Here is a 10,004-nt window from a genome sequence, read left to right as displayed (position 1 = left end):
TCAGCCGGGCGGGGTCAGGCCCGGGCGGCGGGTGCGACGGCCAGGCGGCGCAGGGCGGCTCGGGCCACCTCGCCGTCGGTGGTCCGCCAGAACGGGGGGAGCGAGCGGGTCAGGAAGTCCCCGTAGCGGGCCGTCACCAGCCTGGGGTCCAGCACGGCGACGACCCCGCGGTCGGTCTGGGAGCGGATGAGCCGCCCCGCGCCCTGGGCCAGCAGCAGCGCCGCGGTCGTGGCCGACACCGCCAGGAAGCCGTTGCCCCCGGCCTTGGCCACTGCCCGTGCCCGCGCCGACGCGAGCGGGTCGTCCGGGCGCGGGAAGGGGATCCGGTCGATGACGACCAGCGTGCACGCCTCGCCCGGGACGTCGACGCCCTGCCAGAGCGACAACGTCCCGACCAGGCAGGTGGCGGGGTCCTCCGCGAAGTCGCGGACCAGTTGCGCGGTCGCGTCGTCGCCCTGGCACAGGACCGGTACGTCGACGCGCTCCCGCAGGTACTCCGCCGCACGCTCCGCCCCCCGCATGGAGGAGAACAAGCCCAACGTCCGTCCGCCGGCGGCCTCGACGAGCGAGGCCAGCTCGGCCATCGCCTCCTCGGGCAGGCCGTCTCGTCCGGGGGGCGGGAGGTGCCGGGCGACGTACAGGATCCCCTGCCGCGCGTAGTCGAACGGCGAGCCGACGTCGAGGCCCTCCCACGCGGGCGCGTCCGCACCGAGCAGGCCGAGCCCGCCGGCGACCGGTTCGAAGGACCCGCCGAGGGTCAGCGTCGCGGAGGTGAGCACGGCGGTACGTTCGCTGAACAGCGACTCGCGCAGCAGGCCGGCGACCGTCAGAGGCGCGCGCCACAGGGCCGGGCCGCGCCGCTCCGAGCGGGTGACCCACACGACGTCGAGCTCGGTCGCGGCGACGACCCGGCCGGCCATCTCGTGGACCTCGTCGACGAGGGCCTTGGCGCGTACCTTCGCCGCCTGCTCGCCATCGCCCGACTGCTCGGACGCACCGTCCAGGGTCAGCTCGCGAGCCGCGGAGGAGGCCTTGCCGAAGCCCGACAGCGCGGCGTGGCAGGCGTCGCGCACAGCCACGAGCGCGTCGAACAGCGCGCCGCCCAGCTGCTCCACGCGCCCCTCGGGGGCCTGGTCGAGGGCGTCCTCGAGGTAGCCGGCCGCGGTGAGGAGCAGGTCGTGCAGCTCGGCGGAGACGTACGGCTTGGCCCGGCGCGCCGCCCGCTCCGCGACCGCCGCGGTCAATTCGTCGGTGATCGCGTCGGTCACCCGGTCGAGCAGCTCGTGGCCCTCGTCGACGACGACGACCTCGTGCTCGGGCAGCAGGGGGATCCCGCTGACCGCGTCGATGGCGAGCATGGCGTGGTTGGTCACCACGACGTCGGCGCGGCGGGCGTGCTCGCGCGCCAGCTCGGAGAAGCACTCGTCGGAGTAGCGGCACCGCGCCGCGCCCAGGCACTCGTGCGAGGTCACCGACAGGGCGCGCCAGGCCCGTTCCGCCGGCGCGGGGACGAGCTCGTCCCGGTCTCCCGTCTCGGTCCTCTCGGCCCAGGCGCGGATGCGTCGTACGTCCTTGCCGAGGGGCGTCGACGGCGCCGGGTCGAACAGCGTGTCGTTGTCGTCGTCGGGCTGCGGACCCTCCTCGAGGCGGTGCCGGCACAGGTAGTGGTGGCGGCCCTTGAGGATCGCGTACGTCGGCGGCCGGCGGGTCAGCGGCGCCAACGCCGCGGCGACCACCGGCAGGTCCCGCTCGACGAGTTGGCGCTGCAGCGCGATGGTGGCCGTGGCCACGATGACGTGGTCGCCCGTGCGCAGGGCGTGCAGCACCGCGGGCACGAGGTAGGCCAGGGACTTGCCGGTGCCGGTCCCGGCCTGGACCAGCAGGTGGGTTCCTGCCCGCCGCCCGTCGTCGCTGCCGCCGTCGCGCTCGGACCGCGGCGGCTCAGGTACGTCTGCCGGCCCCCGCTCGCCGCCGTCCAGGCGCCAGCCGTCTTCGGGGCTGGCCGACGGCCCGTGGTCGCCTACGTCGGACGGTTCGTCGCCGGCCGGCACTGTCGGCTCGTCGCCGGCCGGCTCTGTCGGCTCGCCATCGTCGTGGTCGGCCGGCGTGTGGTCGCTCGCGCGCGCCGGACCCGGGCGTGGGGCGCCGGGTGACCCAGCGACACGCCCACCGTCCCCCTCGCTGGAGGACATCGCGCGCGCCACGGCCTCGGCCATCCGGACCTGACCCTCTCGCGTCGATCCGCCGATCGCCGCGACCGCCGCCGCGAGGGCCTCACGAAGCGTTGGCTCAGCCACGCCGTCCATCCTCACGAAGCGCCGGCTCAGCCACGCCGTCCATCCTCACGAAGCGCCGGCTCGGCCACGGCGTCCATCCTCACGAAGCGCTCGGCTCGGCCACGGCGTCCATCCTCACGAAGCGTCGGCTCGGGCACGGCGTCCATCCTCGCTCACCCGGTGGCACGCGACGTCCTCGCAAACCGCCCTGTGGACCTCCCCGGCCGACGTACCCGGGCCGACGTACCCCGCCCTCCGCCTTCTCACCGCTCTTTGGAATGAACGCGGCGTTCAGTCACACCTATTGGAACAACGCCGCGTTCATTCGAGAAAAGAGAGGGGTCACGGCCGGGGTCAGGGGGCCGGGGTCAGGGGGCCGGGGTCAGGGGGCGGGGGTGGGGGTGGGGGTGGGCCTAGGCATGGGGGTGGCGGCGTAGGGGGCCAGGTCGGCAGCCAGGCGGGGGCCGACGCGGGCGCGCAGCGACGTACCGTCGGCCGTGTGCTCCTCGGCGAGCACCTCGCCCTCGTCGTGGACGCGGGCCACGAGGCGGCCCTGGGCGTAGGGCACCAGCACGTCGACCTCGACCCGCGGCCGGGGCAGGTCGTGCTCGATCGCGGCCAGCAGGTCCTCGACGCCGGCTCCGGTCCGCGCGGACACCGTCACGCTGTGCGGCTCGCGGCGACGCAGCCGGGCCAGGGTCTCCGTCGGGGCCACGTCGGCCTTGTTGAGCACGACGAGCTCGGGTACGTGCGCCGCGCCGATCTCGGCCAGCACCTCGCGTACCGCCGCGATCTGCGACTCCGGGTCGGCGTCACTGGCGTCGACGACGTGCAGGACGAGGTCGGCTTGCGCCACCTCCTCCAGGGTCGAGCGGAACGCGTCGACCAGCGTGTGCGGCAGGTGGCGGACGAAACCGACGGTGTCGGTCAGCGTGAACGTCCGCCCGTCGGGGGTCTCCGCGCGCCGCACCGTCGGGTCCAGCGTCGCGAACAGCGCGTTCTCGACGAGCACGTTCGCGCCAGTGATCCGGTTGAGCAGGCTGGACTTGCCGGCGTTGGTGTAGCCGGTGATCGCGACCGACGGTACGTCGTTGCGGCGACGCTCGGCCCGCTGCGTCTGACGCGCCTTGCCCATCTCCTTGATCTCGCGGCGCACCCTCGCCATGGACGTACGGATCCGCCGACGGTCCGTCTCGATCTTGGTCTCGCCGGGTCCTCGGCCGCCGATCCCGGCGCCGCCGGCGACGCGACCGCCCGCCTGCCGGGACATCGACTCACCCCAGCCGCGCAGCCGCGGGAGCATGTACTCCATCTGCGCCAGGCTGACCTGCGCCTTGCCCTCCCGGCTGCGCGCGTGCTGGGCGAAGATGTCGAGGATCAGCGCCGTCCGGTCGACGACCTTGACCTTGACGATGTTCTCCAGGTGGTTGAGCTGGCCCGGGGTCAGCTCGCCGTCGCAGATCACCGTGTCGGCGCCGGTCGCGACGACGACGTCGCGCAACTGCTTGGCCTTGCCGGAGCCGATGTAGGTCGCCGCGTCCGGCTTGTCCCGGCGCTGGACCAGCCCCTCGAGGACCTCCGAGCCGGCCGTCTCGGCCAGGGCCGCCAGCTCGCGCAGGCTGTTCTCGGCGTCCGCCGGCGTGCCCTCGGTCCACACACCGACGAGCACGACTCGCTCGAGACGTACCTGGCGGTACTCGACCTCGGTGATGTCCTCGAGCTCGGTCGACAGACCCGCGACCCGGCGAAGCGCCTGGCGCTCCTCGAGCTCGAAGGATCCGTCGTCGTCCGGGTCCATGAGGTCGGCCCGGTCCAGGGCGTGCTCGGGTGCGGCGTCAGTCATCGTCCCTCCAGGGTCGCACGCCGCCGCGGCGGGCAGCGACCCAGTTGCGCCGACGCCCGTCCGCCCCGCACTCGTGGCCCGGGTTTCGCACCGTGACCACCCCGGTGGCGGTTCACCGCCCTGGCTCCGGGTGGTCAACCACCACCAGGGTGGTCTCGGGGCGGGTCGGGGCGGCAGCGGTCAGCCGAGGGCGTCGAGGTCCAGGGAGCCGCGGGCGACGAGTACGGCCGGCCCGGCCAGCTCGACCGAGCCGCCGAGGTCGCGCTCCGTCGAGAACTCGAACCATCCCGCCTCGCCCGCGTGCTCAGGCCGCTCCCGCCTCGCGGAGCCGGGCTCACCGCGCTGGGTCACCCGCAGCACGCCGCCCGGCACGCTGACCTGCCACTGCTCCGGGGCCCCCGCGCCGAGGCGGTCTCGAGCGGCGACGACCGCGGCGCACGCGCCCGTACCGCAGGACCTCGTCTCACCGACCCCGCGCTCGAAGACGCGCATCGCCAGGTGACCGGGCTCGTCGATGCGCACGAACTCGACATTGACGCCATCAGGGAACAGGCGGCCCGGGATGTGGACGCCCGGGTAGGGGTCGCCGGGGCGCGCCTCGGCCGCTGCCAGCAGCGCCCCCGCTTCGGCGAGGTCGTCGACGACGACGACCGCGTGCGGATTGGGGATGTCGAGGGCGGTGGCGGCCCACGACGTCTCACCGATGCGCACCTCGGTCAGGCCTCCCCGACGCGCCACCGGCGCGCCCATGTCGACGGCGATGGTGGAGTCTGGCTCGACGCGGGCACGCCGTACGCCGCCTCGGGTCGCCACCGGAATGCTCGAGCCGGACGCCCAGCCCTCGTCGAGCAGGAACCGGATGAAGACGCGTACGCCGTTGCCGCACATCTCCGACAGCGAGCCGTCGGCGTTGCGGTAGTCCATGAACCACTCCGCCTCGTCGGCCAGCGGCTCGACGTCGGGCTCGAGCGACTTCGCCGTCCGGACGACGCGCAGCACACCGTCGGCGCCGATGCCGCGGTGCCGGTCGCAGATCGCCCGGACCTGCTCCGCGGTGAGCACGAGCGTGCCGTCGGGGTCGGGCAGCAGCACGAAGTCGTTCTCCGTTCCGTGCCCCTTGACGAACTCGACGGCGTCCCCCCTGACGACCTCCACGCCGTGCCCCTCGACGGGCTCCCCGCCGTGCCCCTCGACGACCTCGGCCACGCCACCAGCCTAGGTCCGCCCGCCGACCGCCGTCCCGGCCGCTCCGACAGGGCACTTGCGGCGGGTTACACGTCACTCGCAGCCCGCGCAGTGACGTACCAGCCGCCACCGGACGGGGGAACGGGCGGCGTCGACCGGGCCGCGTGACGCATCGTCCCCGCTGCCGCGGGCTCGGCGCACCCCCCGCCGCGCCCCGATGGCGCGGAATCGCGCAGCGCACCGCACGCCCACCCCCCGATTGCGCGGAATCAGCGCGGGTGGCAGGCCCGGCCCGGCTAGGAGACCTTGACGGTGTCGGTCGCGCTGGTCGCGGCAGCGACGTACGTCGACCCGGTGTAGACGGCCCGGAAGCTGTACGTGCCCTTCTTGGACGGCTTGTACGTCGTCGCCGCGACCCCCGTCGAGGAGGTCTTGACCTTCTTCAGCGTGTGCCAGGTCCGCGACCCTGGGGACTTGTACTGGATGCTGACGTACGTCGACGCGAGCGCGGCGTACGCCGACGTCCGGATCTTCTTCAGGGTCGCCTTGACGCTCAGCGTCTTGCCGACCTTGCCCGGCTCCGGCGCCGCGTCGGCCGTCAGGTAGGTCGAGGCGACGACCGCGACCTTGGTGGCCTTGGCCGGCGTGAGGGACTTGTAGTCGGAGTCGCTCACCTGGTCGTCCTGCGGCGTGTAGCTGATGACCGCGCCCGACGTCGCGTCGTAGACCAGGCTGGTGAAGCCGGAGAGCACCAGCACGTGGGAGATGCTGATGCTCCCCGCGTCGGTGCCGTACAGGGGGACGTCGGCGTTCCACGTGTCGACGATCGCCGTCGACGTCACCGTCGAGGACACGTAGTTGGTGTCGAGGTAGCTCGTCTGGTGGGTGGTCGCGTTGCGCAGCTCGAGGATGACGTCGCGTGACCCCGCGCAGTCGTCGGAGAGCTTGACCGTCACCCGGACCGTGGTCTTGGGCTTGACCGTCACGCGCGAGTGCGCCCAGGCGACGCTGGTCAGGGTCGGCGTGGTGGAGTCCGTCAGCGTGTTCTGGCCAGCCTGCGGGGTGTCCGCGCTCAGCGTGCAGTTCGGCCCGACGGCGAGCGTCAGCGGCGAGGTGTCGGTCGCCGCATGGGCGCTCCCGACACCGAGGGTGGTGGCCGCCAGCGCCGCGAGGGCAGCCCCGACCGCGACCCGGCGGCCCAGGTAGCGGCGACGAGCGGACAACGCACGACGAGCAGACACCGACAGTCCTCCACGGGTAGTTGCCCTGACGGCGGCATCGACGCGCACAGCCGCGGCATCGATGCGCCGAACGGGCGCACCTGGTCGGCCGGAGCCGCGCTCAGAGGGCGGCGAGGGCCTGGTCGAGCAGGTCCGCCGCATCGGAGGGGAGCCAGCGGACCCGCCCGTCGCGCCCGAACCAGCTCAGCTGGCGGCGGGCGAAGCGACGGGTCGCGCGTACGGTCTCCGCCCGGGCGGCCTCCTCGTCGAGCTCGCCGTCGATCAGCCGGAGGGCCTGGGCGTAGCCGAGCGCCCGCGAGGCGGTCCGCCCCTCCCGCAGCCCGGCCTCCTCGGCGAGCCGGCGTACCTCGGCCACCAGCCCGGCAGCCCACATGTGCGCGACCCGGGCCTCGATCCGCTCGTCGAGCGCGTGCCGCGCGACGTCCAGTCCGAGGATCACGGTCGGCTCGTGCGCGCGCGGCGCGGGCAGCCGCGCGTCGAAGCGTCCGCGAAGGGCCACCACCTCGAGCGCACGCACGATGCGCCGCCCGTTCGAGGGCAGGATCGCCGCGGCCGCCTCGGGGTCGAGGGCCGCGAGACGTACGTGCATCGCCTCCGGGCCGACCTCGGCGAGCTCGGCCTCGAGCTCGGCCCGCAGCGCCGGGTCGGTGCCGGGGAAGACGAGGTCGTCGAGCACCGCGCTGACGTACAGCCCGGACCCGCCGACGACGACCGGCGTCCGCCCGCGCGCCCGGACCTGTTCGATCGCGGCCCGAGCGAGGCCCTGGTAGGTCGCCACGTCCGCCGTCGTCCGCACGTCCCACACGTCGAGCAGGTGGTGCGGCACGCCCTCGCGCTCGGCGACGGACAGCTTCGCGGTCCCGATGTCCATGCCGACGTAGAGCTGCATGGAGTCGGCGTTGACCACCTCGCCGTCCAGCGCGTGCGCGAGGCGTACGCCGAGCCCGGACTTGCCGGCCGCCGTCGGTCCCACGACCGCGACGAGGGGCCGGCGGGCTCGGGAGGACACGTCCCGCATCCTCCCCTAGCCCTGCTCGCGCGGCCGGCTCTCCCGCGGCGTTGCCACCGATGCGTTCGACGGCTGAGGCTCAACGGCTCCACACGGCGACGAGATAGCCGACGCCGAAGGGCGCACTGTCCGCGAGGACCTCGGCACGGTAGGTCCGCCCGTCCAGGAGGCGGGCCGCCTCGTGCCAGGCGGGAACGCCCTGCGCAAGGACCGCGCGCGCGGCCTCGGCCGGCAGGGCGGCGAGTCGGCCCGGATCCCCCGAGGCCAGCGCCGCGCGGACCCTCGCGTCGAAGGCCTCGCCGGCCGGGTCGTAGGATCCGGGCGCCTTCGGGGTGCGCGTCGCGCTGCCGTCGGCGACCACGAGGAGGGCGGCCCCCTCCGGCAACGCGTCGAGGTCGCCGGGAGCGACGTAGGACCTCGGGCCGGTCCACCCGGCCGCGTCGAGCAGCCACGCACCGATCGAGTGCGCCAGGCCGAGGCTGGGCGCGACGCCGACCGCGCCCACCCGGACATCCACCCCCCAGGGCGCGAAGGTCCCGGCCGAGGTCTCGTCCGCCCGAGCGTGACCCCCCTGTCCCCCCGGGGGCGCCGCCGGTGCAAGGACGGCACGGTCAGCGAGGTCACCGAGGACGACCACGCCCGACGGGCCGCCATCGACGAGCCCGCCCACCGCGCGGTGGCAGGCCGCCCGGAGCGCCTCGAGCTGCGGGTCCGGCCCGGTTCCCACGTCAGGGTGGAGCAGTGGCGGGCTGGGGACGTACGCCGCTGCGACAGCGGCCATCAGGCGGGCGCCCCGACCCGGGGTAGCCCGAGCAGGACCGCGTCGGAGCGCCGGCGCTCCTGGCGGGCGGCCCACGCGTCCCCTCCGGGGGTGCGCCGCAGCGCGCGTACCGGCCCGTCCGCGACCAAGTGGTGCGGCGCGGCGTGGGTGACCTCGACCATGACGACGTCGCCCGGGCGCGGGTCGCCCTGGGGCACGAAGTGGACCAGCCGGTTGTCACGCGCTCGTCCGCTCATCCGCCGGGTGGCGTCGTCCTTGCGCCCCTCGCCCTCGGCGACGAGCACCTCGACCGTGCGTCCGAGCTGGGTCCTGTTCTCCGCCCACGCGATGTCGTCCTGCGCCGCGACCAGTCGCTCGTAGCGCTCCTGGACGACCGCCTTGGGGACCTGCCCGTCCATCGAGGCGGCCGGCGTGCCCGGCCTCGGGGAGTACTGGAAGGTGAACGCACCGGCGAAGCGCGCCGCCCGCACGACGTCCAACGTCGCCTCGAAGTCGGCGTCGGTCTCGCCGGGGAAGCCGACGATGATGTCCGTCGTCACGGCGGCCTCGGGGATCGCCGCGCGGACGCGGTCGAGGATCCCCAGGAAGCGCTCCGAGCGGTACGAGCGCCGCATCCGGCGCAGCACGTCGTCGGAGCCGGACTGCAGCGGCATGTGCAGCGAGGGCATGACGTTGGGCGTCTCGGCCATCGCCTCGATGACGTCGTCGGTGAAGTCCCGCGGGTGCGGGCTGGTGAACCGTACGCGCTCCAGCCCCTCGACCTCACCGCACGCGCGCAGCAGGCTCGCGAAGGCGCCCCGCTCGCCGACCTCGACGCCGTAGGAGTTGACGTTCTGCCCCAGCAGCGTCACCTCGAGCACCCCGTCGGCGACCAGCGCCCGCACCTCGGCGAGCACGTCGCCGGGTCGTCGGTCCCGCTCGGTTCCCCGCAACGACGGGACGATGCAGAACGTGCACGTGTTGTTGCATCCCACGCTGATCGAGACCCAGGCCGAGTACGCGCTGTCGCGACGCGTCGGCAGCGTCGAGGGGAACACCTCGAGCGCCTCGACGATCTCGACCTGGGCCGCCGCGTTGTGGCGCGCGCGTTCCAGCAGGGTGGGCAGCGAGCCGATGTTGTGCGTGCCGAAGACGACGTCGACCCAGGGTGCCCGCTCGAGGATGTCGCCGCGGTCTTTCTGCGCGAGGCAGCCCCCGACCGCGATCTGCATCCCCGGCCGGGACGCCTTCACGGGGGCGAGGTGGCCCAGGTTGCCGTACAGCTTGTTGTCCGCGTTCTCGCGGACCGCGCAGGTGTTGAGGACCACGACGTCGCCGTCCTCGCCGTCGGGCGCGCGGACGTAGCCCGCCTCCTCCAGCAGCCCGGACAGCCGCTCGGAGTCGTGCACGTTCATCTGGCAGCCGTAGGTCCGCAGGCTGTAGGTGCGAGCACCGGTGTGGGCCCCTGTCACCCCCACAGCGTACGGGTGGGCGACGCTGGGGCGGTGGCCGAGACGGCCGGGGGAAGGCGCCGAGTGGCCGGTCGGCCGGCCACAGCGGGCCCAAGGCCCCTGGCCATCCCAGGGCTGCCCGTGCGAGCGTGAGCGCGAAGAGGGCCGCCTGGGCCCGTAGGGACTTCGGACTTTGAGGAGATCGACCGCCGTGGGCAAGACGTCGGGGAAGCGCCAGC

General features: G+C 74.2%; 7 protein-coding genes. All 7 read right to left on the bottom strand.

Annotated features, from left to right (window positions below; translation table 11 throughout):
• Positions 1 to 14: 14 nt before the first annotated feature.
• Positions 15 to 2,297: a helicase C-terminal domain-containing protein gene (locus VMI11_13915; GenBank protein HTY73501.1), complete on the bottom strand. Its 2,283-nt coding sequence runs from the start codon at positions 2,295 to 2,297 to the stop codon at positions 15 to 17.
• A gap of 361 nt (positions 2,298 to 2,658) precedes the next feature.
• The gene (gene hflX / locus VMI11_13910) at positions 2,659 to 4,074 is read right to left on the bottom strand and encodes a GTPase HflX (GenBank protein HTY73500.1); all 1,416 of its coding nucleotides are present in this window, start codon (positions 4,072 to 4,074) and stop codon (positions 2,659 to 2,661) included.
• A gap of 225 nt (positions 4,075 to 4,299) precedes the next feature.
• The gene (dapF, locus tag VMI11_13905) at positions 4,300 to 5,325 is read right to left on the bottom strand and encodes a diaminopimelate epimerase (GenBank protein ID HTY73499.1); all 1,026 of its coding nucleotides are present in this window, start codon (positions 5,323 to 5,325) and stop codon (positions 4,300 to 4,302) included.
• 275 nt (positions 5,326 to 5,600) lie between these two features.
• Positions 5,601 to 6,545, bottom strand: coding sequence for a hypothetical protein (locus tag VMI11_13900; protein ID HTY73498.1), 945 nt, complete (start codon positions 6,543 to 6,545; stop codon positions 5,601 to 5,603).
• Between the two features lie 100 nt (positions 6,546 to 6,645).
• The gene (gene miaA / locus VMI11_13895) at positions 6,646 to 7,554 is read right to left on the bottom strand and encodes a tRNA (adenosine(37)-N6)-dimethylallyltransferase MiaA (GenBank protein ID HTY73497.1); all 909 of its coding nucleotides are present in this window, start codon (positions 7,552 to 7,554) and stop codon (positions 6,646 to 6,648) included.
• Between the two features lie 79 nt (positions 7,555 to 7,633).
• Positions 7,634 to 8,335: a hypothetical protein gene (locus tag VMI11_13890; protein ID HTY73496.1), complete on the bottom strand. Its 702-nt coding sequence runs from the start codon at positions 8,333 to 8,335 to the stop codon at positions 7,634 to 7,636.
• A complete protein-coding gene (miaB, locus tag VMI11_13885; protein HTY73495.1) occupies positions 8,335 to 9,786 on the bottom strand; it encodes a tRNA (N6-isopentenyl adenosine(37)-C2)-methylthiotransferase MiaB in 1,452 nt (483 codons plus the stop codon). The genes VMI11_13890 and miaB overlap by 1 nt, the downstream gene beginning before the upstream one ends.
• Positions 9,787 to 10,004: the final 218 nt, after the last annotated feature.

The organism is Actinomycetes bacterium (genome assembly GCA_035506535.1).
GTDB lineage: Bacteria > Actinomycetota > Actinomycetes > DATJPE01 > DATJPE01 > DATJPE01.
Note: the sequence above shows the minus strand (reverse complement) of the source record. Positions and strands in the feature narration are given on the sequence as shown.